Source organism: Acinetobacter sp. NIPH 1852, from assembly GCF_022549455.1.
GTDB lineage: Bacteria > Pseudomonadota > Gammaproteobacteria > Pseudomonadales > Moraxellaceae > Acinetobacter.
Window position 1 is genome coordinate 13,827 of record NZ_JAKZGG010000022.1, and the last position, 17,815, is coordinate 31,641.

Below are 17,815 nucleotides of genomic sequence, written 5' to 3' on the forward strand. Positions count from 1 at the left end.
CCTTATCTTTCAATATCTGAGGATTGACTTATGACAGCTCGTGAACAAGGCGTAGTAAAGTGGTTTAACGACACTAAAGGCTTTGGTTTTATTCAGCGTAATGGTGGTGATGACGTATTTGTTCATTTCCGCGCAATTATGGGCGACGGTCACCGTTCTTTACGTGACGGCCAACGCGTTGAATTCAGCGTAGTTCAAGGACAAAAAGGTTTCCAAGCTGAAAACGTTCAGCCTTTAGACTAATTTGTTTTATTGCTTTAATGCAATATGAAACGCTCCAATGTTATATTGGGGCGTTTTTGTTTATAATAACGACTTTGTTTTGGTCATTGATGGTTCGAGAGCATATATGACACCAGGTTTTGAAACCTTAAATTTACATCCGCAGTTGAAAAAAGCGATTGATGCTTTGGGTTTTACTCAGATGACCCCAATTCAACAAAAGGTTTTGAAATATACGCTAGCAGGGCATGATGCCATTGGTCGAGCACAAACAGGTACAGGTAAAACAGCTGCCTTTTTGGTGAGTGTGATCAATGATCTATTAAATAATCCGATTCAAGATCAGCGCTTTCGTGGTGAGCCGCGTGCATTAATTTTGGCACCTACTCGTGAGTTGGCTTTGCAAATCGAAAGTGATGCACAGGCACTTACAAAATTTTCAGATTTGCATGTTGTTACCTTGTTGGGTGGTGTGGATTTCGATAAGCAAAAGAAAATGTTGGATCGCAACTTTGTTGATATTATTGTCGCAACACCGGGGCGTTTAATTGATTTTGTTGAACAAAAAGAAGTTTGGTTGGATCGCATCGAATTTTTAGTGATTGATGAGGCTGACCGTTTACTTGATATGGGTTTTATTCCTTCTGTAAAAAGAATTGTTCGTTTTTCCTCGCCTAAAGAGCAACGTCAAACATTATTATTTTCTGCAACATTTAGTTATGACGTCTTAAATCTTGCTCGCCAATGGTTGTTTGAGCCAGTAACGGTTGAAATCGAACCAGAGCAAAAGACCAATAGTGATGTAGAGCAACGGGTTTATATGGTTGCGAAGCAAGATAAGTATAAGCTTTTACAAGAAATACTTCGTGATGAGCCGATTGATAAGGTCATGATCTTTGCAAACCGTCGTGATCAAGTGCGTCGTTTGTATGATCATTTAAAACGCGATGGTTATCGAGTTGGGATGTTATCAGGTGAAATTGCGCAAGATAAGCGCGTGAAAATGCTAGATCAATTTAAGAATGGCAAGAATAATATTATGATTGCAACGGATGTTGCGGGTCGTGGTATCCATGTGGATGGTGTTTCACATGTCATTAATTTTACTCTGCCTGAACAATCTGACGATTATGTGCATCGTATTGGTCGTACTGGGCGTGCAGGTGCACAGGGTGTGAGTATTAGTTTCTTGTCAGAAGATGATGCGTTTTATTTACCAGAGATTGAAAAAGCGATTGGTAAAAAATTACCGCTGACTCGAATGGAAGGCTATTGCTAGATTTAAGTAAATAGAGTGACTTGGTGGTTTTAAAACCAAACATTTGATTCATAGAAGACTAAATCATTTTTTGATTTGGTCTTTTTTATTTGTAAGTGTGTCTTGATACGCAAATTACACAAAAGATTCAGTTTTTTTTTGAAATCCTGCGATTAGTTGCTGAATTGAAATAGATCAACATGTAGAATATGGCGCATTACCTGGGAGGATATTATGGCTCTAATCTCGATGCGCCAGCTCTTGGACCACGCTGCAGAACATAACTACGGCGTACCAGCGTTTAACGTAAACAACTTAGAACAAATGCGCGCAATTATGCTTGCTGCAGATGCGACAAATTCACCTGTAATCGTGCAAGCTTCGGCTGGTGCACGCAAATACGCAGGTGCACCTTTCTTGCGTCATCTTATTTTGGCGGCGATTGAAGAGTGGCCACATATTCCTGTGGTAATGCACCAAGATCATGGTACAAGTCCTGATATTTGCCAACGTTCGATTCAGTTGGGCTTTAGCTCGGTGATGATGGATGGTTCATTGGGTGTAGATGGTAAAACGCCAACTTCGTATGAGTATAATGTTGATGTAACACGTCGCGTGGTTGCATTGGCACATGCATGTGGTGTTTCAGTTGAAGGTGAGATCGGTTGCTTGGGTAGCCTTGAAACTGGTATGGCTGGTGAAGAAGATGGTGTAGGTGCAGAAGGTGTACTGGATCATTCTCAGCTTTTAACCTCTGTTGAAGAAGCAACTCAATTCGTTACAGATACGAATGTAGATGCTTTGGCGATTGCTGTAGGCACTTCACATGGTGCGTACAAGTTTACTCGTCCACCTACAGGCGATATCTTGGCAATTGATCGCATTAAAGAAATCCATACTGCGTTACCAAACACGCATCTTGTGATGCATGGTTCAAGCTCTGTACCACAAGAGTGGTTGGCGGTAATCAATCAATATGGTGGCGATATTAAAGAAACTTATGGTGTGCCAGTAGATCAGCTTGTAGAAGCGATCAAGCATGGTGTGCGTAAGATTAATATTGATACTGATTTGCGTTTGGCGTCTACAGGCGCAATGCGTCGTATGATGGCTGAGAAACCAAGTGAGTTTGATCCGCGTAAATTCTTTGGCGAAACTGTTGAAGCAATGAAAGATATTTGTGTCGCTCGTTACGAAGCATTTGGTACAGCGGGTAATGCAGACAAGATTCGCCCAATTTCTTTAGAGAAAATGGTCGATCGTTACAAATAAAACCGATTTGTGATGAATTAAAAACAGCGGCAATTGTCGCTGTTTTTTTTGTGTGATTTAAGTGAAAAAATGCCAGCGATAAGCTGGCATTTCCTTGAAGGTGGTTACTTACTGATGCTTATTGTGCTTTTGCATCTAAGCTAACATCTTTGATTTCAACGTAGGCATTGGCACGAAGTTCACGTGACCAACTATCTACTTCCATTTCAAACTGGCGCTCACCTAAGATCTGACGAGCCATACGTTCTTGGGCTTCTTTGGTCATATCTTGTTGGCGAGTGTCCATAACTTCTAAAATATGCCAACCAAATTGGCTTTGGAATGGTTCACTTACTTGTCCAACAGGTATGTCTTTCATGACCTTGTCAAACTCTGGCACCATCACACCTGGACTCACCCAGCCAAGACTTCCGCCATCACGAGCTGAACCAGGATCATTTGAATAGGTTGCAGCGAGGGTCGCAAAATCATCACCAGCCTTGACTCTATTATAGAGGCTATCAATCATTTGTTTGGCACGATCGAGGCTAACAACCTCTGATGATTGAATGAGGATGTGGCGTGTTTGATATTGGGGTACTAGGGCTTTTTGATCATTTTGTTTGCGATCAAGCAATTTTAAGACATGTGTGCCATCACGAACGTTAACGAGTTCAGTCGTTTGTCCGACTTTTAATGGGGTAATGCGTGCAGATAGCTCTGTTGGAATGTCTGATAAAGAGCGGAAGCCCATATCTGCACCATCAACGGTAACTGCTGAAGTCGAAAACTTGGTGCTGATGGCTTTGGGATCATCACTCGTAGTTAGAGATTTTCTTACTTCTTGAGCAACTTTTTGTACTTCAGCGGTATTTTCACCAGCAATACGCATATGGATGACATGAACTTGCGTACCAAGTGCGGCTTGACCTTCTGGTGAGTTTAAAAAGTTTTCAACATCATGATCGCTGATTTTGATGCGAGACATGACTTGTTGTTGGCGCAGACGACCAATTGCAAGATCTTCAGCAATACGATTACGTAAGTTTTCATAAGTACCCGGTGCAATCGCATCTAGCTTTTGCTGGAAAGCGGAGAGTGTGCTTGAACCAGACTGGTTTGCAACTCTCAATACTGCAGCATTTAAGCTATTTTCATCGGCTTTAATACCATAGCGCTTTACTTGTTCCAGTTGGGCTTGGCGAACAATAAGTTGATCCAAAACCTGCATTTGTAAGTATTGTTGTGGAGGGACTGGCTTATTTTGCGCTTTTAACTGGTGTTCGGTTTCAGCAATTCCTTGCACTAAATCACTTCTGAGAATGACACTACTATCCACAATTGCAACAACCTCATCCGTAGGTTGAGCAAAGCTTTGCATTGATGAAGAAATTAGGGCAGCGAGAACAGTGGCTCTAAAGATATGTTGAAAATGTTTTATCTTCATTAACGTTGTGTCCAAGATTGATTGATTTTGTTAAAGCCTAAAACTCTATTCTCAAGAAGAGAAGCAAGTTTATTGTTTAAAGCACCTAGACCTTTAAGTGTGAACTCCGCCATTACAGCGCGCTTTCTATGTACGTCTGGAAGGTTTGGATCATCCAAATCATTATAGTAAGAGCGACCATAAACTGAGACAGCCCAACAACATGATTCGTAATTTACGCCAAGTAAATATTCTCGTATCAGATTATTGTCTAGGTCATATTGAGCATGACCCATAATACGCCAATTATCTTTTACAGGTTGTATAAAGGATGCAACAACTTGGTCATATGCATCTTGGCGATCTTTAATGTCTTTTCGGTAGAAATAACCGACATTGTAGAGATTGCCTTTATCACCCGTGTAGTAGGCTTGGAAATCGCGTTGTGCGTTATCTCCATTTGACATCCAAGCTGAGTTTGCACTAATAGTGACATTCTGATTCAGTTGGCTAGATAAGCTCACGATTGGTCCTGTGCGACTTTGTGTATCAAAGCGATCAAGTTCCTCATTTAAACTGACACGACGATCGTTGAAGTAGTAACTTTGACCGACACTAGCACGAATACGCTCCAAACCTTCCATATCCAATAGACTGTAAGTTAGACCTAAAGATAAAAAGTTATTATCTTCTAGGCGGTCATGTCCATAAAAGCGATAAGGATTGAAAAGTTGGTCATAGCTGATCGAGGCTGTAGTCGAGTCGAAGTTCGGATAGTCGTCTTGCTTTTTATATGGTGAATAGGCATAGAAAGCACGAGGGGAAATACTTTGTAGGTATTTACCATCTTTTTCAAAGGTCAAACCTGTCGCAAGCGTAAATTGAGGGACGACAACGGATTTCTCTAAGTCATCTGAGGTAGAAAGTCCGCGACCTTCTTTTGAGTCTCGATCATAAAAAGTATTGATGCTGCGTATAGAGGCTTCTGGGATGACATAAAACCATGAAGGTGTAATATAGTTGTAACGTACTGCGAATTGATTGTAGATACGTGTACCGCTAGACTCTAAGGCAGAGCCATCACTAATAGATTTTTTAAAATAAGCGGTATCATTATTGAATTCGTACTGTAGTCCTTGTGGGTTACCAGTGACGTAATTCAATAAGAACTGAGGTAGACGTGCATAAGGCTTATCTTTATCTTCGATTTCTTTATCAAGGGTTTGGAAGTCTTCAACTTTTAACTGTGCTTTGAGTCCAGGAATACCATTTCGATAATTAAGTTCCCACGCACGACGTAAGTTTAAATCGGTTCTCGTGTTTGGGTTGTTATTGAAATCAGAAAAATAATCTTTATCCGATGCGTAATTGTATTCTAAGTGAGTTGACCATTGATTATTGATGAACCAATTATGAATAAGGTGTAGATCTGAGCGATTTTCTTTGTCGTACTCTTTATCATTTGGTATATAACCACCCCAAATTTGACCTGAACCGAAGTTTTCGGTCATGTAGCGGTATTCGGCATCTAACTTAACACCACGTTTACTCATAAAACTTGGTGTAAGTGTTAGATCGTAGTTCGGCGCGAGATTGAGGTAGACAGGTACGGCGAGTTGTGCGCCACCATCGTTACTATAGCCAAAGTTAGGGCTTAGCATACCAGTAGTGCGTCGGTCATCTATAGGGAAGTTAAAATAGGGTACAGCAAGTACAGGTACATCTTTTACATAGAGTTTTGTGCCACGTGTGACACCACGTCCACTCTCTTGATTAAGTTCAATTTGCTTGGCTTGGATTTTCCATGCTGGTTTTTGGCCGGGTGGACATGCGGTATAGCTTGCATCTGTAAAAACAACTAGATTTTCATTTTGACGTCGAATTTGGTTGGCATGACCATGCGCATGCTGTTGTTCAGCGATATAGAAACTATTGTTTAAATCGCCTGTTTGAGTCTTTAAGTTATAGTTGATCTGATCACTTTGGGTGAGTAAGCCAGCTTGTGCAAGTTGAACACGACCTTGTGCATTTGCATGAGTTTGCGTGGAATCAAGAATGACGTGATCTGCACGAATCATACGACCTTCTTGATCAATCACAACATTACCTTGCAAAACAGACTCGCCATTTGGATCGTAGTGTCCATAATCTGCTGTAATGACGGATGTTGTTGCATTCTGATCAGCAGTTTTGGTGACTGGGTTGATCGGTGTGACCCATGTGCCTTGACAGAAAGCTGAACTTAAATATTGGTTGTTGCGTAATTGTGCTTCTGGCGCAGACTTGTCAACATAATATTGCTGGAAAAATTTTTCTCCTGCATAAGTCTCTTGCTCCTGTTGAGCAAGGGCTTTGAGCTGTGTATTGTCAAGCGTAGAGGCATGAGACGTAAACGGCACAGATTGATCCGCTGCGAGACTTGATTGAATCGAGCCGCCACACAAGAGTGTCAAAATAGCAGTTGCTAAAGGATTATATTTAAACTGATGTTTCATTGTCTCATTAACCAATATGCTAATTCACAATTAATTATTGTCGCATCATAGAGAAAAAGTTGATAAGTGGCTACACTTAAGCTTTCAAAATCTCAGCTAGTTTTAGATTTTATTGCAAATGAATACACAACGTGAACAATTGATACAAACTTGGCTGCATACCACGCTGCAATCTGATCAGTTCGAGATCAGCTTTTTAGCGGGTGATGCTAGCTTCCGCCGCTATGCGCGAATCAAGTTACAAAACAAAACATATATGCTGATGGATGCTCCTCCTGAAAAAGAAGATTGTATTCCATTTGTGAGTATTGATGAGTTCTTTGATCAGCATGGTGTTCGTGTGCCCCATATCGTTGCGAAAGACTTAGCGCAAGGTTTGCTGCTGTTAGAAGATTTTGGTGATGTAGTGCTATCTACATTGTTGAATGATGAAACAGTCGATCAATACTATGCGCAGAGTTTTAAGCAGTTGATCGAATTGCAGCAAATTGATGGCCGAGACCATTTGCCAGCATATTCGTATGAAAAGTTAATGACTGAAATGCGATTATTGACGGAGTGGTTGTTGCCTTCGTTGAATATTCAGCCTACAGAACAGCAGCTTGAAACGATTGAGCAAGCATTTGACTTTCTGGCTGTCGAGGCGATCAATCAACCACAAGTGATTGTGCACCGTGACTTTCATAGTCGAAACCTCATGAAAATTGGGAATGAACAAGATTTGGGTGTGATTGATTTTCAGGATGCTGTGATTGGTGCTGACACTTATGATCTCATTTCGATTACACGTGATGCTTATGTGCAATGGAATGCTGAACGTGTGTATCACTGGTTTGAGCTGTTTTATAATTTGTTGCCTAGTTCTGCCAGAGAAAGCCGCAGTTTTGAACAGTTCAAACGCGATGCAGATCTTATGGCGATTCAGCGTCATCTCAAAATTCTAGGTATTTTTGTGCGTTTGTTTGAGCGCGACGGAAAATCTGGTTATTTAAGTGATTTGCCACGAGTGATGTGGTATTTGCTTGAAGAAAGCCAAGGCTATGATGAATTAAATGACTTTATGCAGTTCATTCGTGATGTGGTGATGCCGAAGTTTGTTGTGAAATATGGTAATTACGAGGTTGCGGCATAATGAAAGCGATGATTCTTGCTGCGGGTCTGGGCAATCGCATGCGACCTCTAACCCTACATACGCCAAAACCTCTGTTAGAAGTCGGTGGGAAACCATTGATTGTTTGGCATATTGAAAAGCTACAACAAATCGGTATAACTGAAATCGTCATTAATACGGCTTGGTTAGCTGAAAAACTTGTTGCTGATTTAGGTGATGGCAGCCAATTTGGTGTAAATATACTGTGGTCGCATGAAGGTGAAGGGCTTGAAACTGCGGGTGGAATCATCAATGCATTGCCGTTGTTGGGTGATCAGCCATTTATCTTGGTCAATGGTGATGTATGGACGACGATGGATTTTTCCTCGTTGTTGAATGTTGAGCTGGGTGATAAAAAAGCACATTTGGTGTTGGTTGAAAACCCACCACAACATCTAAAAGGTGACTTTGTTCTAGCAAATGAGCATGCTTATACTTTTGAGCAGGCACAATTGGGTGAGGCGCTGACTTATAGTGGTGTGGCGGTATTATCTCCACAAATGTTTGCTGGTTTAGAGGGTGGAAAGCGACCGTTAGCACCATTGTTAAAGCAAGCGATGCAACAACAGCAGGTTTCGGCTGAGAAAATGCAAGCCGTTTGGGTGGATGTTGGAACGCCTGAGCGTTTAGAACAACTTGATCAACAAATTCAGCAAGGCGAGCTTTTATAAAATACCTTGTCTATCTTTGATTTGTATGAAGAATGGCAAAATACAGAGGATTATGCAGTTTATCATGCTGTAAGATGTTTAACTGCATAATCGTTCAACAAGTCCTACTGTGTCTTGTATCAGAAATCGGTATACTGCACAGCAAATTTATCGAGATGTTGCACCGTTATGCATCCTTTTTTTCAAGAATTAAAGCAAGGAAGTCAAGCCTTAGGATTAAGCCTAAGCGAAGAAACCCTAACACTCTTACTGAAATATCAAGATGCTTTAGTGCTATGGAATAAGGCATATAACCTGACGGCTATTCGTGACCCTAAAGAAATGTTGGTTAAACATTTATTGGATAGTTTAAGTATCTTAAAAGATTTACCACAGGGGCGTTTGTTGGATGTGGGTACTGGTGGTGGTATGCCGGGCATGATCATTGCATTGTGTCAACCAGAACGTCATTGTGTGTTGTTGGATTCAAATGGTAAAAAGATTCGTTTCTTGAAACAATTTATCGCAGATTTGAAGCTAAAAAATGTAATTGCAGTGCAAACACGTGTTGAAAATGAAGAAAGCATCAATGAGCTTGGTCATTTCGATGTCATTACAAGTCGAGCTTTTGCATCATTGTCTGACTTTGTGGATGCGGCACAACCTTATATGCATGAGCAGAGCATCATTGCTGCGATGAAAGGCTTAATTCCAACGGATGAGGTTGAGCAGTTGAAAGATAAATATTCGTGTAAAGTGATTGAGCTTCGGGTACCAAGATTGGATGAACAGCGTCATTTACTTTTACTTCAACGTATTCAATAAAAAATATTAAGGGTAATCATGGCTCAAATTATTGCGATTGCAAACCAAAAAGGTGGTGTCGGGAAAACCACGACAGCCGTAAATCTTGCTGCGTCCTTGGCGATCTTAAAGAAACGTGTCTTGTTGATTGATATGGACTCACAAGGCAATGCCACGATGGGGTCTGGCGTTCAAAAAAATGATCTACTTTATTCAATAACCGACGTCCTTCTGGGTGAAGTTCCGATCGAGACCGCAATTCAAAAAGCCGAGGTGGGTTATAAGGTTTTAGGCGCAAATCGTGAGCTTGCAGGTGTCGAGCTTGCAATTGCAGAGCAAGATGGACGCGAGTTTATTCTTAAAAATGCATTGCAAGAAATTTCCGCATCTTATGATTATATTATTGTCGACTGTGCGCCAAGTTTAAGCCTTATTACGGTCAATGCCTTGGCTGCAGTCACTGGTGTGATTATACCAATGCAATGTGAGTATTATGCTTTGGAAGGGTTGGCTGATTTAACCCAAACAATTGATCGTATACAAAAAGCCCTTAATCCAAACTTGGAAATTGTTGGGGTATTACGTACCATGTACGATGCTCGTAATGCATTGACACGTGATGTCTCGGCTGAGTTGGAGCAATATTTTGGTAAGAAACTGTATGATACGGTTGTACCAAGAAATATCCGTTTGGCTGAAGCACCCGCACACGGTTTACCTGTGATCTATTTTGAAAAAAGCTCGAAAGGTGCGGTCGCATATTTGAATTTGGCCGCAGAAATATTGAAGAAAAGTAAAGTGAAAAAAGGAAGTGCTGTATGAGCATCAAAAAACGCGGGTTGGCTAAAGGTCGTGGTTTAGATGCGCTACTGGGTTCAATTCAGAAAGAGAAATTGCAACTTGAAGCACAAGCTTTAGATCATGGTCAACTCAAGCAGATTGATGTCAATTTATTGAAACGTGGGGAGTATCAGCCGCGTCGTTTTATTCAGGAGCAAGAGTTAAAAGAGCTTGCTTCTTCGATTGAAAAACATGGTGTGATGCAACCAATTGTGATTCGTCCTGTCGACGATGAACAGTATCCATACGAAATTATTGCGGGTGAGCGTCGTTGGCGCGCAGCGCAGATGGCGGGATTGACAGAAATCCCTGCAATTGTGCGTGAACTCAATGATCAAGTGGCGATTGCTTTGGCGTTAATCGAGAATATTCAACGTCAAGATTTAAATCCGATCGATCAGGCTTTAGCTTTACAGCGTTTCCATGAAGAATTTGGTTTAAGTCATCAGGAGATTGCTGAAACTGTTGGTAAAGCACGGACGACAGTTAGTAATTTATTGCGGTTACTCAGTTTGGCTGACCCAATTAAAGACTTTATGCAGCAAGGTCAAATCGATATGGGGCACGCACGTGCCATTTTGACCCTAAAGGCCAAAGATCAAATTGCAGTTGTAGATATCGTTATTGAAAAAGGCTTATCGGTACGTCAAACTGAACAATTGGTTCGTGAGTGGAATGAGCCAAAACCTGAAAAGGAAAAGGCGCTAATTTCTCCAGATATTGAACAACTGACTCAAAAGTTATCTGAACGTTTTGGGGCAAATGTGAAAATAGACCATAATCAAAAAGGCAAAGGGAAATTAGTGATTCAATATCATTCATTGGATGAGTTGGATGGAATCCTAAATATTTGTTTACCGAATTAAACTGATAATATTGAGAAACCATCCTTTTATATTTTAAATATTATTGGGGAATAATATGTGGGAACTTGTGAAAGCGGGTGGCTGGTTGATGCTGCCCCTTATTTTCTCATCAATTTTTACGGTTGCGATTATCATTGAGCGTTTCATCCGCTTGAAGCGTTCGCAGGTTTTACCTCAAGCACTCCTTGTTCAGGGGGCTGATGTAGAATCAGTTATTTCACATTTAGAACATGATGACGCTCAAAATAGCCCTTTAGGTCGTATCCTAAAAGCGGGCTATAAACATCAAAACCAAGGTGAGCAATTTGCTCGTGCGCAAATGGAAGCCACGGCTTCACAAGAAATCAGTTATCTAGAAAAGAATATCAATTTTTTAGGTACATTAGGTGCAATCGCACCATTACTTGGCTTGTTGGGTACGGTTATTGGCATCATCGAGGCTTTTTTGGTGGTTGATATTGGTTCTTCTGGTAATGCAAGCATGATGATGCCAGGGATTTCGACTGCGTTAATTACCACTGCTGTCGGGATGTTAATTGCTATTCCTGCCATGATTGCGTACCGCTATTTTCAACGAGTAGTACATGAATATGTTGCTGAGCTAGAGCAACAATCAACATTGTTTCATGCCGCGCTTTTTTATAAAAAAGCAGCGCATGTACAAGAACACCGTCGTGCAAGCTAAGCATAGGTGTCATGATGAAATTTAAACGTTCTCAGGTTGAAGATATTCATATCAATTTGACACCAATGATTGATTGCATGTTATTTATTTTGGTGTTTTTATTGCTTTCAACCACTTTTAGTCAGCAAAGTCGTATAAATCTTACGCTGCCTGATGCGCAAGGCGTTCCGCCGAAACAATTCGATCACAAAATTGAAATCATGGTAGACTCAAAAGGGTATTATTCTGTGAATGGTCAAGCATTATCAAGCAAAGAAATTGCTGACCTAAGCACTGCAATTAAACAAGTTGCCCAAGATCGCCGAGATTTTATGTTCATTATTGCCGCTGATTCAAATGCAGCACATCAAGATGTGATTCGTGTGATGGATGTGGCGGGACAGCTTGGCTTTGTCAATGTCAACATTAGCACTAAAGTTCCAACTAGAGGTTTTACTGAGTGAGTCAAGATTTTAAAGTCTATTTGCGTCTTTTAACTTATTTAAAATCTTATTGGGGCGTTGCCTTATTAGTATTGCTTGGTTTTAGTATCAATGCCGCCACCGAGGTGTCGGTCGCTAAACTACTTAAATATATTATTGATGCGATTCAGGAAGGTAGTCGAGAAAATTTAAACTGGTTTCCAGTTTTAATTATTTTGCTTATGTTTTTCCGCGGCATAGGCTTGTTTCTAGGTGGCTACTTTACAGCAGTAATTTCAAGAAGATTGGTGTTTAGTATTCGCCAAGAGGTTTATGCGAAACTCCTAAGGCTACCTGCACAATATTATCTTGATAATACTTCAGGACATATCAGTTCTAAGTTGATGTACAACGTACAACAGTTAACAGCAGCCTCGTCGGACTCACTGCAAACCGTCGTAAAAGATGGTTTAATTGTGATCGCGCTGCTCAGTTATTTATTTTATACCAACTGGCGCTTAACGCTTTGTATTATTGTATTTATGCCTGTGATTGGCTTGTTAGTTCGTGTTGCTGCGAAACGAATGCGTAAGCTTTCACTGCAAGTACAAAATACCATGGGTGATGTCAATCACGTGGTTCAAGAAACCATTAATGGTAATTCAGTAGTCAAAAGTTTTACAGGTGAAGCTTTCGAACAACAACGTTTTTATACATCATCGGTAGAAAACCTTCGCCGTGGTTTAAAAATGGTCGTGGTTCAAAATATTAACAGTCCTGTTGTTCAGCTTGTTTTGTCTTGTGCAATGGCACTTATTCTTTGGTTAGCGTTAAGACCACAAGTATTTGGTGATACTTCAGCTGGTGAATTTGTAGCTTATATTACTGCTGCAGGTTTGATTTCTAAGCCAGTGAAAAACTTAACGGATATCAATGAAAAACTACAACGTGGTTTAGCTGCTGCGCATTCAGTTTTTGAGTTATTGGATCTACCAGAAGAAGAAAATAAAGGCCAATTAAAACCTGCATTGAAAGGCAATATTCGATTTGATCATGCAAATTTGCAATATAGCGATGGCACCCATGCGATTAAAGATTTCACTTTAGATATAAAAGCTGGGCAAACGATTGCATTGGTTGGGCGCTCTGGTGCGGGTAAAACCTCGTTAGTGAATATGTTGCCGCGCTTCCAAGAACTGAGTCGCGGTCAGATTTATTTTGATGATATTCCTGTTCAAGAGATTGAGTTGCTTAGTTTGCGTTCGCAAATTGCGATGGTGAACCAACAAGTGGTGCTATTCAACCGTAGCGTGCGTGACAATATCGCCTATGGACAACTGCAAGATTCAAGTGATGAGCAAATCATTGCAGCGGCTAAAGCAGCCTATGCGCATGACTTTATTATGGAGTTGCCGCATGGGTATGACACCGTTCTAGGTGCACAAGGTTTAAATCTATCTGGTGGTCAACGTCAGCGTATTGCGATTGCCAGAGCAATTTTGAAAAATTCACCGATCTTGATTTTAGATGAAGCAACCAGTGCGCTTGATAATGAGTCCGAATACTTTATTCAACAAGCATTTGATGAGGCGATGCAAGGTCGTACCACGATCGTGATTGCACACCGTCTATCAACGGTTGAAAATGCGGATATTATTGTCGTGATGGACAAAGGTACGATTATAGAGCAGGGTACGCATACAGAGTTACTTGCTAAACATGGTATGTACTACCAGTTACATCAGCGTAATTTTGAGGAAGATTAAGCATGTCGATGGCGCAACGTATACAAGATGCTTGGAATGAACAAGCTTCATGGTTAATTGTTTTGCGCCCATTGTCATGGTTATATCGGTTTGGTTTTTGTCTAAATCAAAGCTTGTATAAAGTAGGCATCAAAAGTGTTTATCACGCGCCTGTGCCCATCATGGTGATTGGTAATATTACGGTTGGTGGAAGTGGTAAAACCCCATTGCTGATTGAGTTGGTGAAATATTTACAACAGCAAGGTGTACGTGTTGGGGTGATCAGTCGTGGTTATGGCGGACAAGGTCCTTTTCCTGCAAGCGTGGAACAGTCATCTGAGCCCTCCGTTGTTGGTGATGAGCCTTGTTTGATTGTTCAATCGACTGATGTGCCGATGGCGGTTGGGCCAAATCGTCAAGCATCTATAGAGTTGCTGTTGCGAACCGCGGGTGATCTTGATTTGATTATTAGTGATGATGGTCTTCAGCATTGGGCTTTGGGTCGTCAGATTGAATGGATTGTTTTAGATCAAAACCGTGGTTTAGGTAATGAAAAGCTATTACCTGAAGGGTATTTGCGAGAACCAAAATCAAGATTAAAAAGCAGCACGGTCATCGAGCATACTAAAGTTGCTCAGCCACATAACAATATGCATTTAGATGTGGGACAGCCTTATTTACTCAATACTCACTTGGCGTTAAGTTGGTTTGATGCAAATCAATATTTTAATGCGGTCGTCGGTATTGGCTTTCCACAGCGCTTTTATCAAACATTGAGTAAGCTTGGTGTGAGTCAATATCAAGCGCATGAGTTTCCAGATCATTATGATTATGAAGTCGAAGATTTAATCTTTGATTCGCAAGATGCAATTATTACGACTGAAAAAGATGCTGTAAAATTTAAAAGTTTATTGCAACAGCATCCTGATTTTAATATCCCAATTTGGGTTGTGCCAGTTGAAGCTGTTTTATCATCTGATTGTTATGATTTGTTGAAACAGCAGTTGCAACAAGTCGGTATTCAATTTTCTTAGAGAAACACCATGAAACATATCGTTATACCTGCTCGTTTTGCGAGTTCTCGTTTGCCAGCAAAACCACTTTTATTGATTCATGGTCGTCCGATGATTTTACGTGTGGTCGATCAGGCGAGTAAGGTTGATGGCTTTGACGATTTATGTGTAGCCACTGATGATCCTCGAATTGCTGATGTTTGTCGTGCCGAAGGTGTGGATGTGGTTTTAACCAGTGCCGACCATCCATCTGGGACAGATCGTTTGAGTGAGGTTGCACGCATTAAAGGTTGGGCAGCAGACGATATTATTGTCAATGTTCAAGGTGATGAACCATTGCTTCCTGCACAGCTCGTTAAACAAGTAACACAGCTTCTTGTTGATAATCCTCAATGTTCAATGTCAACATTGTGCGAGCGAATTTATCATTTAGATGAGTTTCACCGCGATAGTATCGTTAAAGTCGTGATGTCTAATCGCAATGAAGCACTCTATTTTAGTCGTGCCACAATTCCATATGATCGTGATGGCGCGAAACAAGCTGAAGCCAAGGTACATGATCAGGCATTTCGTCATTTAGGTTTATATGCCTATCGAGTGAAATTACTGCAAGAATATGTCACATGGGATCAAGGTCAATTAGAGCAATTAGAAAGTTTGGAGCAACTTCGAGTGCTAGAAAATGGCCATCGTATTGCGATTGCAGTTGCCGAAGCCAACTTACCACCAGGTGTCGATACTCAAGCTGATTTAGATCGACTGAATGCAATGCCAGTGAGTGCATTTGAATAATATGATCGTCGATATCCAGTCTACAAAAACTTACGCTTGGCATGAACAAACTTGGGAATTGCTTACAACCCGATTTCCAGAAATAGGGCATGGCCTATTATTCTATGGCAAGCAAGGCTGTGCTAAAAAAGAGTTTGCTGAGCGCTTTGTTGCTTGGATATTATGTGCGAATAAACAGCCTCAAGCAGCCTGTGGCGAATGTGCAAGCTGCCAATGGTTGAAATCAGATACACATCCGAATTATGTGCACATCACCACAGATGAAGATAATAAAAAACAAAATGCGAAAATTAAAATAGAAAAAATACGAGATTTACTTCCTTTTGTTCAGCAAACTGGTGAGGGGTGGCGAGTTATCGTGATTGAACCTGCGGAAGCGTTAAATATGGCTTCTGCAAATGCTTTACTGAAAACACTTGAAGAACCGGGTGAGAAAGTCATTTTGATTTTACTTGCCGATCATTATTTAAAATTACCTGCAACGATTCGCAGTCGTTTGCAACGTTTCGCTTTAGATCGCTTAAGTTTGGAAGATGCACAGTCATTTGTGCAACAACAAGTTCCAAACATTGGCACTCAACATATTTCATTATTGTTAAATCTAGCCAACGGAATGCCATTGACAGCGATTGAAATAGAGCAAAGTGGTTGGTTGCAAAAACGCACTTCGTTTTTAAGTGATTGGCTAAAATTAGTTGCTGAAAAAAGTATGCCGTTGCACTATGCCAACAAATGGTCTAAAGAGTTAAGTTTTACAGAATTTATGACCATGTTCGAATATTTATTAGCTGATTTAATTAGTTTTAAGTTGAATCAATCATTGAGAAATGATGATTTAGATTTTCGAGATTTAGCTGAACAATATCATTTAGAACACTTATTTGCGATTTATGCTGACGTACAACAAAAGAAGCTGATGGTGGCGCAGAATGTACAGTCGCAATTGGTCGTAGATGAGTTATTTATTCAGTTGATGGATGTTGAGCTTGGGTTTTCGCAATAACAAAGTGATGGACTATCATGCTTTTGATTCGCAAGAATCCCTATTTTTGTGGCTAATTGGATAGTCACTTTTAAGGTGGGACTGCATTTTAAGATGTTTTGTAAAGATTGTATTTAAATTGTTTTTTATTATAACTTCCGAACTAAAAATATATAAAATGTGAGGTACTTCACAATAATATCAAAAAATAAGGAATATGATGATGAAAATAAGATCTATAGCTGTTGCATTATCACTTGTAATTTTACCAGCCATTGCAATGGCTGAGCCCAAGTTTGAGTCAAATATCAATGGCTCATCTATTCTGATCAACGCATCTAATCATGGTTCACAAGCCTATGAGTGCGTGTATAGCTACTCATTTAATCATAACGAACAAAATGCAAAATCGAATCAGTTCAGCGGTAAACTGTATATTGAAGCAGGGGCGCGGCAGATCGCTGTTGTGACACGACATACCGATCAAGCGATTAGTAAACTAAATTTTGATTATAAGTGCACTGAAAAATAAGCCCTTTTAAAATAAAGTAAACCGCTCATGATGTATTCTGATGATGAGCGGTTTTTTAGTTTTTGTCGTAAGCATGATTTGAAAGTTTGGTCTGATGTCGTGTGGCGCAAGGTCTATGTAAAACCCCTAATCTAGCTAAATACAAGCCGTTTTGAGTGTTTTCGCAACATTTTGCTGAAACAGCATTTGTTGTTTCTAGGATTGTTTTCTATAATCAAATGATAAATCATGTATAGATACTAAGTAAGCGGTAATTCAAAGGACGTTTATAAAACAGATCAAAGCGAATTGATAGTTTTTATAAGTTTATCAATGTTGAATGATATTGATAATTTTATGTATTTAACAGGGGAAGGTTATGCAACATCAAATGATGGGTGGGATTATACAGGTCAATATTCCTGATAAGGCTACTCTACAATCAAGCTATATGCCTTTTGTACAAGGAGGCGGATTATTTGTCCCAACTAAACAAGCAGTAAAAATGGGACAGGAAGTTTTTATTTTGGCGACACTACCAGAGCAATCACAAAAAATCCCGCTCACAGGTAAAGTCATTTGGATCTCGCACAAACAGACACATTTCAAGCCACAAGGTTTTGCGATCCAGTTGGCTGGCGAAAAAGGTGTGTATTATAAGAACGAAGCTGAGAAATTATTGGCAGGTTCTAAAGCAATGGATCGTCCAAGTTATACGATGTAA

18 protein-coding genes are annotated in these 17,815 nt (G+C 40.3%); 16 read left to right on the top strand and 2 right to left on the bottom strand.

Features of this window, described 5'->3' with window-relative positions:
* Positions 1 to 30 precede the first annotated feature (30 nt).
* The 3 genes from MMO38_RS14540 (at position 31) to fba (ending at position 2,752) form a co-directional block, all read left to right on the top strand.
* A complete protein-coding gene (locus tag MMO38_RS14540) occupies positions 31 to 243 on the top strand; it encodes a cold-shock protein (protein ID WP_004653893.1) in 213 nt (70 codons plus the stop codon).
* Positions 244 to 349: 106 nt separating this feature from the next.
* Positions 350 to 1,501 (top strand): ATP-dependent RNA helicase RhlB, encoded by a 1,152-nt coding sequence (gene rhlB, locus MMO38_RS14545; RefSeq protein ID WP_034595158.1) that lies wholly within the window; start codon positions 350 to 352, stop codon positions 1,499 to 1,501.
* Positions 1,502 to 1,714: 213 nt separating this feature from the next.
* Positions 1,715 to 2,752: a class II fructose-bisphosphate aldolase gene (gene fba, locus MMO38_RS14550; RefSeq protein WP_004671418.1), complete on the top strand. Its 1,038-nt coding sequence runs from the start codon at positions 1,715 to 1,717 to the stop codon at positions 2,750 to 2,752.
* Between the two features lie 118 nt (positions 2,753 to 2,870).
* Here fba and MMO38_RS14555 read toward each other — a convergent pair whose 3' ends face one another.
* Both MMO38_RS14555 and lptD read right to left on the bottom strand, forming a co-directional pair.
* On the bottom strand, positions 2,871 to 4,178 hold the full coding sequence (locus MMO38_RS14555; protein ID WP_004671417.1) for a peptidylprolyl isomerase: 1,308 nt from the start codon (positions 4,176 to 4,178) through the stop codon (positions 2,871 to 2,873).
* Positions 4,178 to 6,652, bottom strand: a complete 2,475-nt coding sequence (gene lptD, locus MMO38_RS14560) for an LPS assembly protein LptD (RefSeq protein ID WP_241323999.1) — start codon at positions 6,650 to 6,652, stop codon at positions 4,178 to 4,180. Before lptD ends, MMO38_RS14555 begins: the two co-directional genes overlap by 1 nt.
* 118 nt (positions 6,653 to 6,770) lie before the next feature.
* Here lptD and MMO38_RS14565 point away from each other — a divergent pair, with 118 nt between their 5' ends.
* The 13 genes from MMO38_RS14565 (at position 6,771) to MMO38_RS14625 (ending at position 17,815) form a co-directional block, all read left to right on the top strand.
* On the top strand, positions 6,771 to 7,784 hold the full coding sequence (locus MMO38_RS14565; protein ID WP_241324000.1) for a phosphotransferase: 1,014 nt from the start codon (positions 6,771 to 6,773) through the stop codon (positions 7,782 to 7,784).
* Positions 7,784 to 8,473 (top strand): N-acetylmuramate alpha-1-phosphate uridylyltransferase MurU, encoded by a 690-nt coding sequence (murU, locus tag MMO38_RS14570; RefSeq protein ID WP_241324001.1) that lies wholly within the window; start codon positions 7,784 to 7,786, stop codon positions 8,471 to 8,473. Before MMO38_RS14565 ends, murU begins: the two co-directional genes overlap by 1 nt.
* Before the next feature lie 168 nt (positions 8,474 to 8,641).
* On the top strand, positions 8,642 to 9,277 hold the full coding sequence (gene rsmG, locus MMO38_RS14575; RefSeq protein ID WP_004671412.1) for a 16S rRNA (guanine(527)-N(7))-methyltransferase RsmG: 636 nt from the start codon (positions 8,642 to 8,644) through the stop codon (positions 9,275 to 9,277).
* Between the two features lie 18 nt (positions 9,278 to 9,295).
* Positions 9,296 to 10,078: a ParA family protein gene (locus MMO38_RS14580; RefSeq protein ID WP_005197197.1), complete on the top strand. Its 783-nt coding sequence runs from the start codon at positions 9,296 to 9,298 to the stop codon at positions 10,076 to 10,078.
* Complete coding sequence (locus MMO38_RS14585) at positions 10,075 to 10,962, top strand: ParB/RepB/Spo0J family partition protein (RefSeq protein WP_005197195.1); 888 nt, start codon at positions 10,075 to 10,077, stop codon at positions 10,960 to 10,962. The genes MMO38_RS14580 and MMO38_RS14585 overlap by 4 nt, the downstream gene beginning before the upstream one ends.
* Positions 10,963 to 11,017: 55 nt before the next feature.
* The gene (locus MMO38_RS14590) at positions 11,018 to 11,647 is read left to right on the top strand and encodes a MotA/TolQ/ExbB proton channel family protein (protein WP_241324002.1); all 630 of its coding nucleotides are present in this window, start codon (positions 11,018 to 11,020) and stop codon (positions 11,645 to 11,647) included.
* Between the two features lie 14 nt (positions 11,648 to 11,661).
* The gene (locus MMO38_RS14595) at positions 11,662 to 12,090 is read left to right on the top strand and encodes a biopolymer transporter ExbD (protein WP_004671404.1); all 429 of its coding nucleotides are present in this window, start codon (positions 11,662 to 11,664) and stop codon (positions 12,088 to 12,090) included.
* Positions 12,087 to 13,814, top strand: coding sequence for a lipid A export permease/ATP-binding protein MsbA (gene msbA / locus MMO38_RS14600; RefSeq protein WP_004671402.1), 1,728 nt, complete (start codon positions 12,087 to 12,089; stop codon positions 13,812 to 13,814). Before MMO38_RS14595 ends, msbA begins: the two co-directional genes overlap by 4 nt.
* A 2-nt stretch (positions 13,815 to 13,816) precedes the next feature.
* A complete protein-coding gene (gene lpxK, locus MMO38_RS14605; RefSeq protein WP_241324003.1) occupies positions 13,817 to 14,827 on the top strand; it encodes a tetraacyldisaccharide 4'-kinase in 1,011 nt (336 codons plus the stop codon).
* Positions 14,828 to 14,836: 9 nt separating this feature from the next.
* Positions 14,837 to 15,598: a 3-deoxy-manno-octulosonate cytidylyltransferase gene (kdsB, locus tag MMO38_RS14610; RefSeq protein WP_241324004.1), complete on the top strand. Its 762-nt coding sequence runs from the start codon at positions 14,837 to 14,839 to the stop codon at positions 15,596 to 15,598.
* 4 nt (positions 15,599 to 15,602) lie between these two features.
* On the top strand, positions 15,603 to 16,601 hold the full coding sequence (locus tag MMO38_RS14615; protein WP_241324015.1) for a DNA polymerase III subunit delta': 999 nt from the start codon (positions 15,603 to 15,605) through the stop codon (positions 16,599 to 16,601).
* 202 nt (positions 16,602 to 16,803) lie between these two features.
* A complete protein-coding gene (locus MMO38_RS14620; RefSeq protein ID WP_241324005.1) occupies positions 16,804 to 17,112 on the top strand; it encodes a hypothetical protein in 309 nt (102 codons plus the stop codon).
* Positions 17,113 to 17,470: 358 nt separating this feature from the next.
* On the top strand, positions 17,471 to 17,815 hold the full coding sequence (locus MMO38_RS14625) for a PilZ domain-containing protein (protein ID WP_004671391.1): 345 nt from the start codon (positions 17,471 to 17,473) through the stop codon (positions 17,813 to 17,815).

Excerpts from the sequence above, each read along its gene's own strand:
- MMO38_RS14540 (WP_004653893.1), top strand. The coding sequence starts at position 31 with ATGACAGCTCGTGAACAAGGCGTAGTAAAGTGGTTTAACGACACTAAA.
- rhlB (WP_034595158.1), top strand. The coding sequence starts at position 350 with ATGACACCAGGTTTTGAAACCTTAAATTTACATCCGCAGTTGAAAAAA.
- fba (WP_004671418.1), top strand. The coding sequence starts at position 1,715 with ATGGCTCTAATCTCGATGCGCCAGCTCTTGGACCACGCTGCAGAACAT.
- MMO38_RS14555 (WP_004671417.1), bottom strand. The coding sequence starts at position 4,178 with ATGAAGATAAAACATTTTCAACATATCTTTAGAGCCACTGTTCTCGCT.
- lptD (WP_241323999.1), bottom strand. The coding sequence starts at position 6,652 with ATGAAACATCAGTTTAAATATAATCCTTTAGCAACTGCTATTTTGACA.
- MMO38_RS14565 (WP_241324000.1), top strand. The coding sequence starts at position 6,771 with ATGAATACACAACGTGAACAATTGATACAAACTTGGCTGCATACCACG.
- murU (WP_241324001.1), top strand. The coding sequence starts at position 7,784 with ATGAAAGCGATGATTCTTGCTGCGGGTCTGGGCAATCGCATGCGACCT.
- rsmG (WP_004671412.1), top strand. The coding sequence starts at position 8,642 with ATGCATCCTTTTTTTCAAGAATTAAAGCAAGGAAGTCAAGCCTTAGGA.
- MMO38_RS14580 (WP_005197197.1), top strand. The coding sequence starts at position 9,296 with ATGGCTCAAATTATTGCGATTGCAAACCAAAAAGGTGGTGTCGGGAAA.
- MMO38_RS14585 (WP_005197195.1), top strand. The coding sequence starts at position 10,075 with ATGAGCATCAAAAAACGCGGGTTGGCTAAAGGTCGTGGTTTAGATGCG.
- MMO38_RS14590 (WP_241324002.1), top strand. The coding sequence starts at position 11,018 with ATGTGGGAACTTGTGAAAGCGGGTGGCTGGTTGATGCTGCCCCTTATT.
- MMO38_RS14595 (WP_004671404.1), top strand. The coding sequence starts at position 11,662 with ATGAAATTTAAACGTTCTCAGGTTGAAGATATTCATATCAATTTGACA.
- lpxK (WP_241324003.1), top strand. The coding sequence starts at position 13,817 with ATGTCGATGGCGCAACGTATACAAGATGCTTGGAATGAACAAGCTTCA.
- kdsB (WP_241324004.1), top strand. The coding sequence starts at position 14,837 with ATGAAACATATCGTTATACCTGCTCGTTTTGCGAGTTCTCGTTTGCCA.
- MMO38_RS14620 (WP_241324005.1), top strand. The coding sequence starts at position 16,804 with ATGAAAATAAGATCTATAGCTGTTGCATTATCACTTGTAATTTTACCA.
- MMO38_RS14625 (WP_004671391.1), top strand. The coding sequence starts at position 17,471 with ATGCAACATCAAATGATGGGTGGGATTATACAGGTCAATATTCCTGAT.